Origin of the sequence: Capnocytophaga cynodegmi DSM 19736 (genome assembly GCF_000379185.1) — a bacterium.
GTDB classification, from domain to species: Bacteria; Bacteroidota; Bacteroidia; order Flavobacteriales; family Flavobacteriaceae; genus Capnocytophaga; species Capnocytophaga cynodegmi.
Genome location: NZ_KB900711.1, coordinates 22,353 through 39,478 on the forward strand (window position 1 = coordinate 22,353; position 17,126 = coordinate 39,478).

General features: G+C 35.3%; 20 protein-coding genes. 16 read left to right on the top strand and 4 right to left on the bottom strand.

Annotated features, from left to right (window positions below; genetic code table 11):
* The first annotated feature begins 102 nt into the window (after positions 1–102).
* The 16 genes from YW9_RS0104480 (at position 103) to YW9_RS0104555 (ending at position 11,926) form a co-directional block, all read left to right on the top strand.
* Positions 103–903 (top strand): helix-turn-helix domain-containing protein, encoded by an 801-nt coding sequence (locus tag YW9_RS0104480; protein ID WP_018278992.1) that lies wholly within the window; start codon positions 103–105, stop codon positions 901–903.
* 64 nt (positions 904–967) lie between these two features.
* On the top strand, positions 968–1,708 hold the full coding sequence (locus YW9_RS0104485; protein ID WP_018278993.1) for a DNA alkylation repair protein: 741 nt from the start codon (positions 968–970) through the stop codon (positions 1,706–1,708).
* Positions 1,709–1,783: 75 nt separating this feature from the next.
* Positions 1,784–2,161 carry a VOC family protein gene (locus tag YW9_RS0104490; protein WP_018278994.1) on the top strand — a complete coding sequence of 126 codons (378 nt, stop codon included), beginning with the start codon at positions 1,784–1,786 and terminating at the stop codon, positions 2,159–2,161.
* Positions 2,162–2,410: 249 nt separating this feature from the next.
* The gene (locus tag YW9_RS0104495) at positions 2,411–2,935 is read left to right on the top strand and encodes a TetR/AcrR family transcriptional regulator (RefSeq protein WP_018278995.1); all 525 of its coding nucleotides are present in this window, start codon (positions 2,411–2,413) and stop codon (positions 2,933–2,935) included.
* A gap of 28 nt (positions 2,936–2,963) precedes the next feature.
* Positions 2,964–3,383 carry a VOC family protein gene (locus tag YW9_RS0104500; RefSeq protein ID WP_018278996.1) on the top strand — a complete coding sequence of 140 codons (420 nt, stop codon included), beginning with the start codon at positions 2,964–2,966 and terminating at the stop codon, positions 3,381–3,383.
* Positions 3,384–3,462: 79 nt separating this feature from the next.
* Entirely contained in the window at positions 3,463–4,104 is a 642-nt protein-coding gene (locus YW9_RS0104505; protein ID WP_040353761.1) for a hypothetical protein, read from the top strand.
* A gap of 191 nt (positions 4,105–4,295) precedes the next feature.
* Entirely contained in the window at positions 4,296–4,478 is a 183-nt protein-coding gene (locus YW9_RS13685) for a hypothetical protein (RefSeq protein ID WP_018278998.1), read from the top strand.
* 42 nt (positions 4,479–4,520) lie between these two features.
* Positions 4,521–5,360, top strand: a complete 840-nt coding sequence (locus YW9_RS0104515) for a CPBP family glutamic-type intramembrane protease (protein WP_018278999.1) — start codon at positions 4,521–4,523, stop codon at positions 5,358–5,360.
* Positions 5,361–5,408: 48 nt separating this feature from the next.
* Positions 5,409–5,933, top strand: coding sequence for a dihydrofolate reductase family protein (locus tag YW9_RS0104520; RefSeq protein WP_026193812.1), 525 nt, complete (start codon positions 5,409–5,411; stop codon positions 5,931–5,933).
* Positions 5,934–5,966: 33 nt separating this feature from the next.
* A complete protein-coding gene (locus tag YW9_RS0104525; RefSeq protein WP_018279001.1) occupies positions 5,967–6,950 on the top strand; it encodes an alpha/beta hydrolase in 984 nt (327 codons plus the stop codon).
* 121 nt (positions 6,951–7,071) lie between these two features.
* On the top strand, positions 7,072–7,881 hold the full coding sequence (locus YW9_RS0104530) for a helix-turn-helix domain-containing protein (protein ID WP_018279002.1): 810 nt from the start codon (positions 7,072–7,074) through the stop codon (positions 7,879–7,881).
* A gap of 40 nt (positions 7,882–7,921) precedes the next feature.
* Entirely contained in the window at positions 7,922–9,592 is a 1,671-nt protein-coding gene (locus YW9_RS0104535; protein ID WP_018279003.1) for a DUF6035 family protein, read from the top strand.
* Between the two features lie 106 nt (positions 9,593–9,698).
* Complete coding sequence (locus tag YW9_RS12545; RefSeq protein ID WP_018279004.1) at positions 9,699–10,229, top strand: VOC family protein; 531 nt, start codon at positions 9,699–9,701, stop codon at positions 10,227–10,229.
* Positions 10,230–10,488: 259 nt separating this feature from the next.
* Positions 10,489–10,908: an SRPBCC family protein gene (locus YW9_RS0104545; protein WP_018279005.1), complete on the top strand. Its 420-nt coding sequence runs from the start codon at positions 10,489–10,491 to the stop codon at positions 10,906–10,908.
* A 15-nt stretch (positions 10,909–10,923) separates the two neighbouring features.
* The gene (locus YW9_RS0104550; protein WP_018279006.1) at positions 10,924–11,370 is read left to right on the top strand and encodes a MarR family winged helix-turn-helix transcriptional regulator; all 447 of its coding nucleotides are present in this window, start codon (positions 10,924–10,926) and stop codon (positions 11,368–11,370) included.
* Positions 11,371–11,374: 4 nt separating this feature from the next.
* Complete coding sequence (locus YW9_RS0104555; protein ID WP_018279007.1) at positions 11,375–11,926, top strand: hypothetical protein; 552 nt, start codon at positions 11,375–11,377, stop codon at positions 11,924–11,926.
* 246 nt (positions 11,927–12,172) lie between these two features.
* Here the strand turns inward: YW9_RS0104555 and YW9_RS0104560 are convergent, their stop codons facing one another.
* The 4 genes from YW9_RS0104560 to YW9_RS0104575 form a co-directional block, all read right to left on the bottom strand.
* Positions 12,173–12,373 carry a hypothetical protein gene (locus YW9_RS0104560; RefSeq protein WP_018279008.1) on the bottom strand — a complete coding sequence of 67 codons (201 nt, stop codon included), beginning with the start codon at positions 12,371–12,373 and terminating at the stop codon, positions 12,173–12,175.
* 258 nt (positions 12,374–12,631) lie between these two features.
* Positions 12,632–13,519 carry a carbohydrate kinase family protein gene (locus YW9_RS0104565; RefSeq protein WP_018279009.1) on the bottom strand — a complete coding sequence of 296 codons (888 nt, stop codon included), beginning with the start codon at positions 13,517–13,519 and terminating at the stop codon, positions 12,632–12,634.
* A 136-nt stretch (positions 13,520–13,655) separates the two neighbouring features.
* Positions 13,656–14,813 (bottom strand): MFS transporter, encoded by a 1,158-nt coding sequence (locus tag YW9_RS0104570; RefSeq protein ID WP_026193813.1) that lies wholly within the window; start codon positions 14,811–14,813, stop codon positions 13,656–13,658.
* A 7-nt stretch (positions 14,814–14,820) separates the two neighbouring features.
* Complete coding sequence (locus tag YW9_RS0104575) at positions 14,821–17,031, bottom strand: GH32 C-terminal domain-containing protein (protein WP_018279011.1); 2,211 nt, start codon at positions 17,029–17,031, stop codon at positions 14,821–14,823.
* Between the last annotated feature and the right edge of the window lie 95 nt (positions 17,032–17,126).

A 17,126-nucleotide genomic window follows, 5' to 3' on the forward strand; every position in this document is an offset into this window, starting at 1 on the left:
AATTTATGAAATATATGAAGATACTCATTCTTTTTGTAAAATATTGAAATACAGAGAAAAGTTTTTAAATTTGTCTCAAAATCATACTTCTTGCAATCCTCTTTGAACATACGAAATTACTACAAACCCATTCAGCCAACGATTATTCAATCGGCTGAAAATGTGTTTTATACAGAAATCTTTCCTGATGAAAAATTATTGCCTTTCATCTATTGCTATTGGCAACTTAAAACAAAAACACAACTTACTGAAAACTATGTATATAGAGTGATTTCCGATGGTTGTATTGATGTGTTTTTTGAGTTGGATAATCCCGATGAAAGTTACCTTATGGGGTTTTGCCGAAGTTATACGGAATTTCCTTTGGGGAAAGAGTTTAACTATGTGGGAATACGATTTTTGCCTTCTGCTTTTCCGTTGATTTTCAAACAAGACGCCAAAGAATTGAGCAATAATGATATTCTTTTGAATTTGGTTTCTTCCGATTTGGCGACATTCATTGCTCATAAATTCAGTAATCCGCAGAGTTTACAACAGATTAAAAATGAGTTAGATACATTTTTTAATAAACATTTAGAAAAGACTGATTTTAGTATAGACAACAGATTCTATAAAGCTTTGGAAATTATTTTAAAATCAAAAGGAAATGCACGGATAGTGAGCGATTTAGATACGGGAATTAGTCCTCGTCATCTCCGCCGATTGTTTGAATTTTACATTGGCGATACCCCAAAAACTTTTAGTCAAGTCGTTCGTTTTCAGTCTTTTTTGAATGCTAAAATTTCCAATCAAAACACTGATAATCCATCATTTTACGATATGGGCTATTACGACCAATCTCACTTTATCAAAGAATTTAAAACTTTTTGTGGGGTAACGCCGAGGGAGGTTTATTACAAATAATTTGTCCCCTTTTTCCTATTTTATCATTAAAAAACATTTCTATTTTTGCCTAAAATTCACGAAGATGGGAACGAATTACAGCATTACCGAAAAATTTGGTGCAAATCTTGCCGAATTGTTAGCTGAAAAAATTAATAGGGTTTATCTTGATTTTAACAGCAAAAATTTCATAAAAGACACAGGAAATAAGGTTATTGGGCAAACTTACACACAGAGAATAATCACCATCGCAGATTTGTTAAAAAACTATCTTTCAGCAGACTACAAAGAAGATCTGCGTGTATTACTCTCTATTTTGGGCGAAGAAAATCCCAATCAAACAGGAATGTTCACACATTATTATTGGATTTTGCCTATTGGAAAATTTGTAGAACGTTATGGTATTAATCATTTTACACTTTCGATGAATGCTATAGAGGAGATAACTAAGAGAAATACAGGTGAATACGCCGTACGTCCATTTATCAGAAAATATCCTGAAAAATCACTAGAAATCATTGAAAAATGGGCAAAATCTCCTAATTTTCACTTACGTAGGTTGGCAAGTGAGGGACTGAGACCTAAGCTCCCTTGGGCGAGTAAATTAGATACTTTTGTAGAAAATCCTGCTCCTGTTTTTCAAATTTTGGAACTCCTAAAAGATGATGAAATTATGTTTGTAAAGAAATCCGTTGCCAATCACCTAACCGACTGGCTTAAAGTGAATAAAGAAGCTGTTTTACCTCTCATCCACCGCTGGAAAACTTTCGAAAATCCGCATACCCAATGGATTATAAAACGAGCCACAAGAAAATTTGATGTATAAATAATTCTGTCCCTTTTTTCCTATTTTGGTTTCATCTCTCTTGATAATTTTGCCAAAAATTAGAATTCAGAAAAAATGAAATTGAATACAGGAATTATCACCGAAAAATTAGCAGATACCAAAGCCTTTTATACCGAAATTTTAAACTTTGGCGTGAGCTTCGAAAACGAATTTTACCTTTTGCTCCACACTCCTAATCAAGAGGCAGAAATCAGTTTTTTGCTTCCCAATCACCCGAGCCAACAGCCTATTTTTCAGAAACCTTTTCAAAATCAAGGTGTTTACCTCACTATTGAAGTCGAAAATGTAGATGAAGTTTATAAAGAATTGAAAAACAAAAACATTCCTATTGAGATTGAACTACGAAACGAACCTTGGGGCGACCGCCATTTCGCTATCAAAGACCCCAATGGCATCGGTATTGATATAGTAACCTACACAGAACCTGAGTAATAATCAAATTTCTTGTAAAAACCAATATCGTGTAATCTAGGAATTTATTAGATAATCAAAAAAGACACAAAAATGCTCCTTAATCGGGGCGTTTTTGGTTTAGAAAGAACATAACTTATAAGATTTTAAAATTAAAGGAAGAAAATTGCGTTCTTTTTTCTTATAGAAAATTTGTCTGTTCAAAAAAACATATTACTTTTGCAATAAAATATAACAATAGTTATATAATGTGTGTTATAAAATAATATTATGCCTAAAACAACGACAATAACGAAAGAAATTATCATTGAAACTTCTTTTGAAATGGTTCGAAAAGAAGGGTTTGCGGTACTTTCTGCCCGAAACATTGCAAAACAAATTGGTTGCTCCACACAGCCCATTTATTGGACATACAAAAATATGGACGACCTCAAAGCTGAAGTCTGCCAAAAAGCTCTTATTCACTTACAAAACACAATGTTGGGCTATTCAAAAACAGGAAACTCTTTCCTTGATTTAGGATTGGGGTATGTGCAAATGGCTCATACAGAACCCGCTTTATTTAAGGCTTTCTATATGGATAATATTATGAATATAAAACTTACAGATATTTTTCCGGAAAGTCAGCAAATAGTAAACATAATGAAAAATTCAGAAGAATACCGACAATTATCCGACGAAGGCGTAAAAAACATTATCGCCAAATCGTGGATGTTGGTTCACGGCATTGCCTCGCTGATTGCCACAGGACTATTTGTCTATGACGAAGAAAAAGTAAAACAGATTTTAGAATAATCCAAATTTTAATAAAATATTGTAAAAAATGAGACAAAAATTGAATTTAATTACATTGGGGGTTCGTGATTTTGAAAAATCGTTGAACTTTTACGAAAATTTAGGCTGGAAAAAGTCTGTACAGAGCTTAGATGAATACGCTTTGTTTCCGCTCGAAGGCATTGTTTTGGGGTTGCATCTCTTAAAAGATTTAGAAGAAGACACTACTTTGCCCTATGAAAGTTCCTCATTTTCAGGACTAACGATTTCGTTCAATGCAAAATCGGAAGAAGAGGTAGATGAAGTATTACAGAAAGTAGCTCAGTTGGGGGCAACCATCGTAAAACCTGCTCAAAAAGTGTATTGGGGCGGATATAGTGGCTATTTCAAAGATTTGGACGGCTACCTGTTTGAAGTTGCCTACAATCCTTATTGGGAATTTGATGAAAATGATAATTTGGTTTTGTGATGATTTGCTTCTTGGTATATTTAATAAAGAATAGCTATAATTCTGTCGTAAATTAAGATTTTTATAATTCGTGAAATTTATGGTACTAAATACATTAAAATCAAATAGAATTTTCATCATTAGTGGTTGGTTGCTGATAGTTGGTTTTTGCTTATTGGCTGTATCATTGCTGATAGTGGCACTAACTTTGCCAATGCCGTCGGCAGATGCTGTTGGTGTTAAAAATTGGGTAACACAAAATCTGTTATGGTTGCAGGTGGCAGATGAGTTGCTTGCTTTTGCCACACCTGTAATTTTGACTGCTACCCTGTTACTTTACGGACGAATTAAGAAACAACAACCTATCAATAGCAGTTTGGCTATGATGATTACTATTACTTTGACTATTGGCACAACTACTGGGGTTGTTTTGCCTTTAGGACGCTTGGTTTATCCAGTCAACGGCTTACCGACTGTTACTGGTGAAATGGCTGTGATGACCGCCAGTCAAGTTTTTGCTGGCATTCATTGGTTGATGCTGATATTGGCTCTATTTATCCTTATTTTTTCACGTATCATTAGTTCGTCTTTGGTTACAGCATTGGCTATCGCAGCTGTGCCTTTACAGATTGTTGGAACATATTATGCTTCTGAAATTTTTATTCCATTGGCTTTGGTAGCAATTATTAGTTTATTGCTATGGGGAATTGCTTCGGGAATTTATCTAATAAAGAAAAAGTAAAACAGATTTTAGAATAATTAAAATTTACAGATATGAATAATTTACAAATACTTGATTTTAACAAAGTAAAAGCGTTTGAAACTCGCTTAGACGATGTGATGGAGTTCATTGATAGCGAGCTTCTGAAATAAAAACTTGCCGAAGTGTAATCGGATTTTAGAGAAAACCCAACCGAATTAAACAAGGTTCGATTGGGAATTATTTACCACGAAGTTGCTCTCAACTTGGGATTTTTCTCAAAAGAATTTAAGGGATTTGCACAAAAGAGCTATGACATTTTGACTGAATTTGTTGAGAAAATCGAACCTGATTTACAGTTATTTATCCTATCGTATCTGGCTTCGGCGTTGTCACTTGTGGCTTCAAAAAAATGAAATCACAAATGATAAATTTAAAATAATCATTTTTTAAATAATATGAACACCAAATCAAAAACTTTCAGAAATGTTGCTCTATTCAGCTTGGTGGCTATCACTTGCGGTTGGGTAGGTGTCGGGGTGGATAAGTTACTTGGTCAGCCTTCCAATTTGGAATCGCTCGGAGCGTTGATTTTTATTGCTACGCCACTTTTGTGTATGCTTTTGCTTCGCCTTTTCGGTGGAGATGGCTGGAAAGACATTCCTCTGAAACCAAATTTCAAGCAAAACGCCCGTTGGTATTTATTTGCCCTTGCAGTTTATCCAGTGGTTATCGGTATAACGCTTTGCATAGGGCAAATGCTGGGCTGGATAGATGTGGGCAAGTTTAGTTTTGCAACCTATTTACCGATATTAGCAACCGCTTTTCTGCCCGAATTTATCAAAAATATCTTTGAAGAATCGGTTTGGCGAGGCTATCTGACCGTAAAAATGGAGCAACTTACCAAAAACGAATGGTTGATTTATTTAGTGGTGGCACTGGTGTGGCAGACTTGGCACGCCCCTTATTATCTGGTGTTTTTGGAAGACGGCTATCTGGCTCAATTTTTCCCTTATGGTGGACTTTGGCTTTTTGTTTATGGCTTTGTGGTAGTCGGTGTTTGGACGATTATGTACACTGAAGTTTTCTTTCTTTCGCGTTCACTGTGGGTGGTCATTTTAATGCACACGATAAAAGACGCTCTCAATCCGCTGATTTCCGAAGGTTTTGCCGTTGTTTCGTCTGATAAAACATTATTGATTTCGCCAACTTTCGGTATTATTCCGCTGATGATTTATTTAGGGATAGGCTTGTATTTAAGAAAAATACGAAAAGCGAAATTCTGTCAAACTGATTGATTTTGTGGTTACATCAAAAACAGAAATAACCAATATACAATATAATATATGAGTAAAGTAATTCTATACATCTCAATGAGTTTGGACGGGTATATCGCCAAGCCCAATGACGATTTAAGTTTCTTATCCATCGTGGAAAAAGAAGGAGAAGATTATGGTTTTGAGCGTTTTATATCAACGGTGGATACGCTGATTATCGGACGAAAAACATACGACTGGGTAGTGAATGCGGTAGGGGAATTTCCGCATAAGGAAAAAACGGTTTATGTACTGACGAAAACCGAAAGACCTTCCGCAGGGAACATTCATTTTTATACAGGAGATATATCGCTGCTCATCGGCAAACTGAAAAAAGAAACTCGCCAAAACATCTATTGCGACGGCGGGGCTCAAATCGTGAATGAACTTTTGAAGGGCGATTTATTGGACGAACTCATCATTTCCGTCATTCCGATATTGGTGGGCAACGGCACAAAATTGTTTAACGACAACAGACCCGAACAGCCACTAAAACTCATCAGCGTAACCCCTTACGACACAGGACTTGTGCAATTGCATTACAAAAGAATATAATACATAAATTAAAATCATTAATATTTCAACAATATGAACACAAACAAAAAAATGCACTCCGGTGCTGACTGTTGGGACAAAATTTTCCCGAAAAGTGATAAAGTAGAACATAAAAAAGTAACGTTCAGAAATCGCTACGGCATAGCTCTTGTCGGCGATTTGTACTTTCCGAAAAACAGCGAGAACACGAAACTTGCAGCTCTTGCCGTTTGCGGTGGATTCGGAGCGGTAAAGGAGCAAGCCTCCGGATTTTACGCCCAGATGATGGCGGAAAGAGGTTTTGTAACCTTGGCTTTTGACCCTTCTTATACAGGCGAAAGCGGTGGCGAACCTCGCAATGTAGCCTCACCCGACATCAATACCGAAGACTTTTCGGCTGCGGTCGATTGCTTGGGGCTTCAACCCTTTGTGGACAGAGAAAAAATAGGGCTTATTGGCATCTGCGGTTGGGGCGGATTTGCCCTGAACGCTACGGCTATCGACACGCGAATAAAGGCGGTGGCGACGATGGTAATGTACGATATGTCTCGCGTCTTTAGCAAAGGATATTTCGACAGTAACACACCCGAAATGCGTCTAGAAATGAAGCGTTCGCTCAATGCGCTTCGTTGGACGGATGCCGAAACGGGAATGCCTGCTCCTGGCTATCCGATGCCAGACGTTCCTTCCGATAAAGTTCCTCAGTTCCTGAACGATTATATCGAGTTTTATAAAACTCCGAGAGGTTTCCACGAGCGTTCGGTTTCCAATCAGGTTTGGACAGCCACTACACTGCTTTCGTTTCTAAATTTTCCATTGCTGTCGTATGCTCACGAAATAGATGTCCCGACCCTTATCGTTGCGGGAGAAAACGCCCATTCCCGCTATATGAGCGAAGATGCCTACCAATCCGTAGGAAGCGAAAATAAGGAACTGCTTATCATTTCCAATGCCCGCCATACGGACTTTTACGACAATCAGGCAGGAGTAATTCCGTTTGATAAGCTGGAAACATTTTTTAAGAAGAATTTACAATAATGTTAAAAATATATATAAATAGCACAATCAAAGAACAATATCTTAATGTATAGATTAACTTAAAACATACGCAGTAGAGAACGTCCAACTGGGACGTTTTTATGAATAATTTTATTGTATTTTGAAAAACATTGTACTTTTGTGGGAAAAACAATCTTTGATGGTGGCTATGAGGTATCAAATTATTAAACCCAACGCATTTTTACGGAAATATATAGAGCATTTTTGGGCAGCAGAGACCGACGAATATTTTCGGTATATTTCGTCTGCATCCACGCTTACCGATTTGGTTTTCTTTTGCGAGGGGACAATGAAAAACACTCAAAATCGGGAAGAATTATCCGAAAGTGGAATGATTTTCGGTCAAAAAACAGTATTCGATAATTATGAAGCCATTTTTCCGAAAGCTAAACTTTTTGGAGTTAGGGTGCATCCATCTGTTTTTCTGTTGACTCACAATATCCCCGCAACAGTATTGAGAGGGCAACGCATCTCTTTGCAGGATTTGTTTGGTTATGAGGGCAAACAACTTACAGAAGAAATGCTCAATTCCAAAACATTGACTGAAGCTGTAAGCCTTTTTTCAAACTTTTTGATGCAAAAAGCAACAGATTTGCCTCTGAAATACCAATCTGTCGAAAAATGGTTATCAAAAACCAATTTCCTAAGTCCCGATATTTCTACTAAAGATATTTGCCTTTCTCAACGGCAATTTGAACGAAATTTTAAGGAGTTTACAGGTTTCTCTTTGCGAAAATACACCAAAATCAAACGATTTGAACAAGTGTTTAGATATTTACAAAGCACCAAAAATAAAGAAAACCTTACCGAAATCGCCTATCGATTTGGCTACTACGACCAAGCTCATTTCAACCGAGATTTTAAGGAATTCACAGGAAGAAGCCCGAAAGATTTTATAATGTTTATTTAGTTGATTAAAAGATATATACATAAAATTACTATTATGAGCTATGAAACAATATAACCGTTCAATAAAAATTGCCCTTGATAAGTCAACAGGAGAAATTCTTGATGCAGACGAAATATTCAATAAAACCAAAGATGCTTTTCAAATTAGGAAAAAATATCAAACTGGTGAGTTGCCCCTTTCTTGTTGTGAGTGTCAGCAAGAATTGGTAGTTTCAGGAAGCAAATACGACAGATTACATTTTAAACACGAACCTGGACACAGTTACTGTATTTTATCTGATGAGCGACTAACCCTACAAGAGCATAAACAGTTTACCGAAATTTTGAGAGGGAAAGAAAGTTTCAGACACAAGGAACTTAAAAATAAAATTGGACAATTATTGAAATCGGTTGAAGGAGTTGATTTGGATTCTATCTCAATTGATAACAAATTTATAATGAGAGACGATGGAAAAAGACGTCCAGATGTATATTGTAAATTCCAAGATAAAGAGATTGTTTTTGAAATTCAGCTGTCAGATTTACCACTTAGTTACATATTGAGCCGTTATGAGTTTTATAAAAAACACGGCATTTATCTTATTTGGATTCTTGATAACTACGATGTTCATAATCAAGGAACATTAGAGCGAGATATAAAATATTTAGCAAAGCATCAGAATTTTTTTAAGTTAGATGAAAATTCAGAAAAATTCAAACTGGAATGTGAATATAAATATGTTCTGTTAACAGAAAATAATGAACTAAGGGTTAAATGGTCGAAAAAATCTGTGTCATTAAATGAATTAAAATACGATAATCAAGATTTTCAAGTTTTTTATTACAATTTTGAGGATAACAAAATAAAAAAAGAAATTCTCCAAAAGAAAAGAAATGAAGAGTTAGAAGAAATCGAAAGAAAGAGAATTGAAGAAAGCAAATTAAACAACGCAAGATATAGAGCTAATGAATTAATCGAATTAATAAAAAAGCATAGAGATAGAAAAGCCCAAAACTTTGATGTTATAATTGAAGAACTCGAAGAAATGAATGATTTTGAAATTGAAATTCTCAATAAACACCTAAAATTCAAAGAGAGAACAAAGAATCCTTTGATTGAGTGGATAGATAGTGCAACTCAGGGAGATGTAAAATTTATTGAATTTATTTTACAAAGTAAAGAAATCGAATTGGACATCAACAAACCTGATAGTTCAGGTAAAACTCCATTTCAAGCTATTTTCTTAAATAAAAACATTGATGGATATTTACCTATTAAATCTCTTTTTAAAGCAGGATATAAATTAACCGATTCGGATAATCTGTTTCTAAACGAACTTTTAGAAAAACAAGAGATTTTATCAGGTTATGTTTATATCTACAAATTGTGTGATAGACTTACAAATAGAAGTCTGGTTGATGATGTTTTTAAATTCGATAAGTTGCTTTTTATCATTGAATCAGCAAAAAATAAACAATTAGTTTATTATAAATTCACAGGAAATAAATGGATTTCTTTTGCGAATAATGCAATACAACATTATAGCGAATATTGGGAATATTTGGAATTAGCATTTAAAAAATTTGGGCTTTGGGATGAACTTATAGAACTTGATAAAAAAGGAACATTTCAGGCAAAACTTCAAGATTTTTATGCTAACATTCCAAAACAAAAATATGATTTTGATAGGGTTTTTGATGACCTCTATTTTTCTGAGATATACATTGAATAATTTTTTAAGATATTATTTGTGAAGAGAAGTTGAAAAATGTCGTTTCGGTACAATTTCAACACACAAATTCGGGGTAGCTTTGCCTCTAATTTAAATTTACATAAAAATGACTGAAAAAGTAAATGTACCGAAAGGAAGCCACACTGTAAACGCCCTCATTTCCACACAAGATACCCGTGCTTTAATTTCGTTTTTGGAGAAAGTTTTTGATGCTCAAGAAGATAAAAACGCTTTGGCAATCAGCCAATCCGACGGAAAGATTTTCAACAGTAGTATAACCATTGGCGATACTACGATTATTATTTTCGACCGAAAAGAAGGTTGGAAACATACGCCCTCTCTATTGCAAGTCTATGTGAATGATATAGATAGAAAACTCGCAACCGCCGAATCACTCGGAGCGACTGTTGTTACCCAGCCTACCGATTTTTATGGAGGGAAATTAGCTCGCTTCATCGACCCGCAAGGCAATTTATGGTGGCTTTTTGATTTGTCGGAATATGACGAATCCGATTGGATTTCAGAAGAAAACACCGAAGAAACCGATGCTGTATGGATATTAGAACCTGATTCGGATATGACTTACATACACGATTCACTTGTTGAAGCAATGAAAAAACTCAATGACTTTCAATAATTCTAAAGTATTACAATTATGGCACAATCAAAGAACAACATCGTTACCCAAGGATTGATTGGGAAATTTTTAGTTTTGAAAATCAAATAATTATCATCAATTTCTTCTGCTTTTAATAGTTTTGACCATAAATCTAATTTTAAATCTAAGATAATAATATCAATTTTATTGACTCCTTAAATAAAAATATTATTATAAGTATACTTATTATATACACATTTATTATTATCTTTGTCCCGAATTTTAACTAACATAAATTATGTGGACAAAATCGTATTCGGTAGTTACCCAAGAAATTAAAAAAGAGCAAATCTGGCAATTGTTTACAGATATTGATAATTGGAATCGCTGGAAGACTTCCATAGAATACTCAAAATTATTGGGCGAATTGAAAGTGGGGAGTTTCTTCATCCTAAAACCTAAAAAAGCTCCCAAAGTGAAAATGGAAATTGTGGAATTAGAACCCTTTAGGAAATTCACGGACTTAACCCGATTTCCTCTGGCAAAAATGTACGGGGAACATTTGTACGAAGAAACTCCCGATGGACTAAAAATTACCATAACAATGAGCGTAAAAGGATTGTTATCAAGACTTTGGATAAAACTTGTAGCCAATGATATTGTAAAAAATATTCCAAAAGATATTGAAAATCAAATCAAACACGCTAAACAATTATAACCTTGTAGTCAGAAAATGAAAAGAATTTTTCAATTAACACCCGAAGACAGCTCTGGTCTTCTGCTTTTACAAGTAACGAATTTGTGGCAAAGAGAAATTAAGAAAATACTACAACCTTTCAGTTTAACACATCCACAATTTATGATTTTGGCAAGTATTTACTGGTTCTCTTTGAAAAAAGAAGAAGCTACACAGGTTTCATTGTCAAATTTCACACAGATTGACCCAATGACTACATCTCAAATCGTTAGAAATTTAGAAAAGAAAACTTTCATAATACGAAAAGAACACAAAACCGACACACGAGCTAAGGTAGTAGAAATTACAAATAAAGGTGTGGACTGCATCAAAAAAGCAATTTTTGAAGTGGAAGAGTTTGACAAGCGTTTTTTTGGAAAGCTCAGTGAAAAGCAATTTTTATTCAATGAACTTTTAAACATATTATTAAAACTAAAATCATAAAAAAATGGCACAATCAAAGAACAACATCGTAACCCACGGATTAAGTGGAAAAGTGGGAGATATTTTAGTCTTCTCGCAACGAAACGGGAAAACCATTGTTTCCAAAGCTCCCAAAAAACGCAAAGGAGAAGATTCCGAAAAGCAAAAACAACAACAAGCCAAGTTCCAACAGGCGGTACTCTACGGAAAGGCTGTCCTTGCAGACGACAATCAAAAGGTACTTTACGAAACCACAGGCAAAAAAGCCTACAACGTAGCTGTTGCCGACCTGCTCAATGCACCTAAAATCGAAAGTATCAATGTATCAAACTACAAAGGCAATGCAGGAGACACGATTGTTATTCGAGCTACAGACGATTTTAAGGTCATTTCCGTAAAGGTAATTATCCAAAATGCAGATGGTTCGTTGGTTGAGGAGGGCGAAGCTGTTTTACAAGGCATCGATTGGATTTATACCGCCACCACACAAAATCCCGACCTCTCAGGAGATAAAATAATCATTCAGGCTTCCGATATTCCCGCTAATGTAACAGAAAAAACAGAAATTTTAAAGTAATTGATTTTTAATTTTAAATGTTACACTGAGCGAAGTCGAAGCGTGGATTGATTACTACAAAAAAGCATCGTAAATAAACGAAGAAACAACGAAGAAGTAACGAAGACACATTCATAATTTCGAGTCTAAAATTACTGAGATAAAAGTCTTTAACTCCGCCGAGACTAACACGAAGTTTTGAAGTCCAAGTATCAAAAATTATTTGGTATTACTATTTTCATTTCAGTACTTAATTGCATATACTTTTTAATGTTTAAACACTGATTTTTCAGTATTTTGACCGCTTTTCATCGGCATTGGAGATTTGGCGTTAAGAAAATCAACGAATAAAGCGTGAAAATTTTTCATTGTTCGAAGCGACCGTAGGGAGTAAGTTTGGAGATTTTCAGCGGAATTCATCTGATTTTTAGCGAAGTATCCAAAGCCTTGATTTTTGGTTCTTTTCATCTAAGGGAATTCAACTAATTTCACAACATATTTATTATCAGTGTGTTACTTGTTTTTCAAAGTCTATGAGGTAACGATTTAGTAACGGAGCCAATTTCATTGATTTTACTTCTTTTGCGTTGTAACTCAACGATGCGAAGATACAAGCTATTTATAAATTGACAAAATCATCTTACATCTATAACCAAATTAAAAAAGGTGTGTTTTTCATTTCGAAAAACACGCCTTTTTTACAGATTAATTTTAATTTTTAAAGTTCTAAGCTCTGTTTCTAAAAAGCTCTATGAACGCATCAGCAAGTTTAGGCATTGCTCCGTGTTGTTGACATACATAGGCAGCGACTTCGGCAGCCAATTGTTGTGCTTCTTCAACGGATTGCCCATTGAGGTAGGCTGCCACAAAAGCCGCTGTAAATGAATCGCCTGCACCTACCGTGTCAGCCACGTGTACTTTGGGTGATGATACAAAACTAATCTTATCAGTTGCAAAAACATAACTTCCTTGCGTACCTTTGGTTAAAATCACAATTCTCAAACCATACTCTTGCAATAATCGCTTACAAATTTCTTCCTCTGTACCTTGCCAACCGAATAGATTCGCTATTTTCACCACTTCTTCATCATTAAGCTTCATCATATTGGAGAGTTTGAGCGACTCGTCAATGATTTCTTTCGTGTAATAGTTCAATCGCAAATTAATATCAAAGATTTTAAGACTATCGGGAGGCATAGTTTGAATAAATTTGTGGATAGTTTGCCGAGAAACTTCGCTTCGCTGTGCTAGTGAGCCAAAACAAACAACTTGTGTTTTTTTTGCTAAATTCTCGGTTTCTGTGGTAAAGGGAATATTGTCCCAAGCTACATTTTCACAAATTTCATACTGCGGAATACCTGCCCCGCTGAGGGTTACTTGCACCGTACCTGTTGGGAAATCAACGGTTTCTACAAGTGCATTCAATTCTTTACGCTTTAAACTTCGTAGAATTTCGTGCCCCAATACATCAGAACCTACGGCACTCACAACATAGCCTTCAAAACCAAATTGTGATGCGTGATACGCAAAATTAGCAGGTGCCCCACCTAATATTTTTCGTTCAGGAAATACATCCCAAAGGATTTCTCCCAAACCTACAACTATATTTTTCATTTGTTTTTCTTTTTAATATGTTGATAATTTGATACTTCTTACAAAAGGAACAATTTTTCTTGAGAAAATAGCCTTTTGGATATAATTAATTTTTTTATACTTTTTGTTTGCAAGGGAACGACACTTTTTGAATATATTATGTCGTTTTTCCTTTTAAATTTAGTGTCATTAAGATTAAATAAGCCACACCAATGCTAAGTACTATTAATGCTCCCGTTTGTGATTTAACCGCATCAGTAGCAAGCCCCATAAAGAATGGAAATATCGTTCCGCCGAAAAGTCCCATAATCATCAGACCTGAAACTTCATTCTTTTTATTGGGTAGAGCATACATCGCTTGTGAAAAGATAATGGGAAAAATATTCGAATTACCAAAACCAACCAATGCAACTGCTACATAAAGAGCTGTTTTTGTGTCAAATATAAAAAATCCTACCATTGCGGCTACCATACAAATTACGCCAATAGTAAAAAATTTCTTAGGCGAAAAGAATGATAAAATAAACGCTCCACTGAAAGCACCTATCGTACGAAACAGAAAATAAACACTCGTAGCATAAGTAGCATCTTCTAAACTTACACCTACACGCTCCATAAGTAATTTCGGAGCGGTAACATTCACGCCAACATCAATCCCCACGTGGCACATTATTCCTAAGAAACAAAGGAAAATGAACTTGTTACCCAATAATGAAAAACACTCAGCAAACGAAGCACTTTTACCCTCTTGTTTCTCTTCTTCTATGGAAGTAAATCCGAGCCAAACAATAGCAATTACTGAAATAATAGTAAAGATTGGGAACAATATTTTCCAATTGTCATAAGCCAATGCTGTACGAGCCATTATAATAGGAGCAACAAATGAGGCTATCGCTTTAATAAATTGACCAAAAGTGAGCGAACTCGCTAATTTGTCGCCTTTTACAATGCTTGATAGTAGCGGATTGATAGCTACCTGCATCAATGTATTTCCAATTCCTAAAAGTGAAAATGAAATGAGCATCGAAACATATGAATAATTCACAAACGGAATTGCCAACGAAATGGCGGTAACTATCAAACTCAAAATTACAGTTTTGCGACGTCCAATTTTCCCCATCAGTACGCCCGTGGGTACAGAAAATAGCAAAAACCAAAAGAATACAATAGAAGGAAGCGTGTTGGCAACCGTATCACTTAAATTAAAATCATCCTTCACATAATTGGTAGCTGCTCCCACAAGGTCAACAAACCCCATACAGAAAAAAGCTAACATAACAGGCAATAAACTGCCTAAAATAGATTTCTTTGTCATCTTTTTGTTATTTTAGATTATAAACATTTATATTTTCAACACTTATTATGCCTTGCTCATTATCAAATGATAAGGAATTATATACTGCTGTAGGGAACATCGTGTTAGTTTGTACCACTTCTCCATCATTTACGAAAATTTCGGTAGAATTTTTATCAACAAATAGGCGAATTTTGTAGTTATTTTTTGTTGGAAGTGGGGCATTGATAACAGTTTGAGCAAAGTTATCACTGAAATCAAGTTTACCACTTTTAGAACGGTCAACCGCCAAGGTTTTATTTTTCAAATCGAAAATAAAGCGCATTTGTTCGTTATTTTGATTGAACAATTTGAATTCAAAAGCAGTTGCTCCTTGTGGTTTTACAACAAATTCTATTTCGTAGGCTCCTACATTGTCTTTGAGTAATTTATCATAAGTGTAACTCTTTTCAATTTTCTGATTGTCAAACCTTTGATTTTCTCTACGTAACTCATTAAGTTCTTTCACAGGGATACTACTTACTACCAAATGTTCGCCATTGTGAGCCAATTTCAACTCTCTCGGAAGTGTCATTGCACTACAGAAATTTTCTGTAGGCGTATTGTTAGCATAATCCCAATTATTCATCCACCCAATAAAAAGGCGACGACCATCCGTAGTGGGAATATCACTCCAAGTAACACCTGCATAATTATCTCGTCCGTAGTCAAGCCAAAGTGGATAGTTCATTGCATCGGGTGTAAAGGTTTTTCCGTTGAAATCCCCAATGAAATATTGTGTAGCACTTCCTCCATTTGGTCCTCCAGGGTTAATGCTTACAAAAAGTACCCACTTGGTTTTTCCGTCATAGGTTAAAGGGAATAAATCGGGACATTCCCATACGCCCCCGTGCGAGCCGATGCCTTCTCCAAATTCACTCAACTTGTTCCATTCTTTTAGGTTTTTAGAGCCATAAAAAGTAATGGTTTGTGAGGTAGCCAGTGACATTATCCATTGTGCAGATGCATCGTGCCAAAATACTTTTGGATCGCGGAAATCAACAATATTTGGGTCCGTCAATACAGGATTTTGGTTGTAAGTAGTGAAGGTTCGTCCATTATCAAGGCTATATGCAATGGATTGTGTTTGGTTTTTCCCTGCCGAAGTATAAATGGCAATTAAGGCATCTTTACCAAAACCTCCTGTATTGTTTTTATCAATAACGGCACTTCCTGAAAATATTGTCCCAAGAGCATCAGGAAACAAAGCAATAGGCAAATGTTCCCACTTACGAAGGTTTTTACTCACTGCGTGTCCCCAATGCATATTACCCCAACGCGTCCCGTATGGGTTATATTGATAAAATAGATGATATTCTCCATCTTTGTAAACCATTCCGTTAGGATCGTTCATCCAGCCATAAGGTGGCGAAAAATGATATATTGGGCGATACGTTTCGTCGTAATTGTACTCAAATGTATCCGATTGTTTTATTTGTTGATACCAAATGTCCGTAGTTTTTATTGGAGCGAAAGCAAGTTCTACTTTTTTACTTTTGTAAGCATCAATATGTATAGGAAACCAATAATTTATGTGAGTTTGTGCCAAGCGAACGTTCATTTGCTCACCAACATTTTTACCATCAACTGAGAGCTGAATAGCTACTTCGGGAGCTTCTTTTTCAATTGGTAAAAGGATATATTTTTGATTAGCGTCAAAGGATAGTTTATAATTGGTCATAAAAACACTTTTAGCTTTATTTCCTTGTTCAATTTGGTCAACGAGAATATGCCCCCAACCACCTCGCTGATTATCCACAATGCGAATAATTGCTTTTTGGTTATGATAGGCTTTTACATCCCAAGTGAGCCATTGCAATGCCTCGCTTTCTACAAATGAACGCGAACGATACACACTATTTCCGTTGATAATAAGTTCAACATAAGTGTCTTCATTTTTTCCTCCTCCGATAAGGAAGTTTATGTAATCGCGTTCAATAGTAAATTCTTTTGAGGTAAGTACCCCACGCGTATCATCACCACCTAGAAAACTATTGGCAAGGAATTTTCCTTGAAAATTACTTACAGGTTGTTGTCCTTTATAACTTCCTTCAATAGGTTTTTCACCAAAAGCATCACCTTCAATGCTCCATTTATCAAAGTTACCAGACTCAAAATCGTCAATACTAATATCACTAGTGGAATTACAGCTACTTAGCAATGTTATTAACAATCCACTTAATACTATTTTTATTTTCATATTTGTATGTTTATTTATCATTGTTGAGGAGAATTACTATTTCTAATATTTTTCATTAACAATTTCGTGTGTATGATTAAAATTCCATATCTTTT

Coding starts and splice junctions, on each gene's coding strand:
- YW9_RS0104525 (WP_018279001.1), top strand. CDS start 5,967: ATGAACACAAACAAAAAAATGCACTCCGGTGCTGACTGTTGGGACAAA.
- YW9_RS0104520 (WP_026193812.1), top strand. CDS start 5,409: ATGAGTAAAGTAATTCTATACATCTCAATGAGTTTGGACGGGTATATC.
- YW9_RS0104500 (WP_018278996.1), top strand. CDS start 2,964: ATGAGACAAAAATTGAATTTAATTACATTGGGGGTTCGTGATTTTGAA.
- YW9_RS0104550 (WP_018279006.1), top strand. CDS start 10,924: ATGAAAAGAATTTTTCAATTAACACCCGAAGACAGCTCTGGTCTTCTG.
- YW9_RS0104495 (WP_018278995.1), top strand. CDS start 2,411: ATGCCTAAAACAACGACAATAACGAAAGAAATTATCATTGAAACTTCT.
- YW9_RS0104570 (WP_026193813.1), bottom strand. CDS start 14,813: ATGACAAAGAAATCTATTTTAGGCAGTTTATTGCCTGTTATGTTAGCT.
- YW9_RS0104505 (WP_040353761.1), top strand. CDS start 3,463: ATGGTACTAAATACATTAAAATCAAATAGAATTTTCATCATTAGTGGT.
- YW9_RS0104535 (WP_018279003.1), top strand. CDS start 7,922: ATGAAACAATATAACCGTTCAATAAAAATTGCCCTTGATAAGTCAACA.
- YW9_RS0104515 (WP_018278999.1), top strand. CDS start 4,521: ATGAACACCAAATCAAAAACTTTCAGAAATGTTGCTCTATTCAGCTTG.
- YW9_RS0104485 (WP_018278993.1), top strand. CDS start 968: ATGGGAACGAATTACAGCATTACCGAAAAATTTGGTGCAAATCTTGCC.
- YW9_RS0104545 (WP_018279005.1), top strand. CDS start 10,489: ATGTGGACAAAATCGTATTCGGTAGTTACCCAAGAAATTAAAAAAGAG.
- YW9_RS0104575 (WP_018279011.1), bottom strand. CDS start 17,031: ATGAAAATAAAAATAGTATTAAGTGGATTGTTAATAACATTGCTAAGT.
- YW9_RS12545 (WP_018279004.1), top strand. CDS start 9,699: ATGACTGAAAAAGTAAATGTACCGAAAGGAAGCCACACTGTAAACGCC.
- YW9_RS0104560 (WP_018279008.1), bottom strand. CDS start 12,373: ATGAAAAGAACCAAAAATCAAGGCTTTGGATACTTCGCTAAAAATCAG.
- YW9_RS0104490 (WP_018278994.1), top strand. CDS start 1,784: ATGAAATTGAATACAGGAATTATCACCGAAAAATTAGCAGATACCAAA.
- YW9_RS0104565 (WP_018279009.1), bottom strand. CDS start 13,519: ATGAAAAATATAGTTGTAGGTTTGGGAGAAATCCTTTGGGATGTATTT.
- YW9_RS0104555 (WP_018279007.1), top strand. CDS start 11,375: ATGGCACAATCAAAGAACAACATCGTAACCCACGGATTAAGTGGAAAA.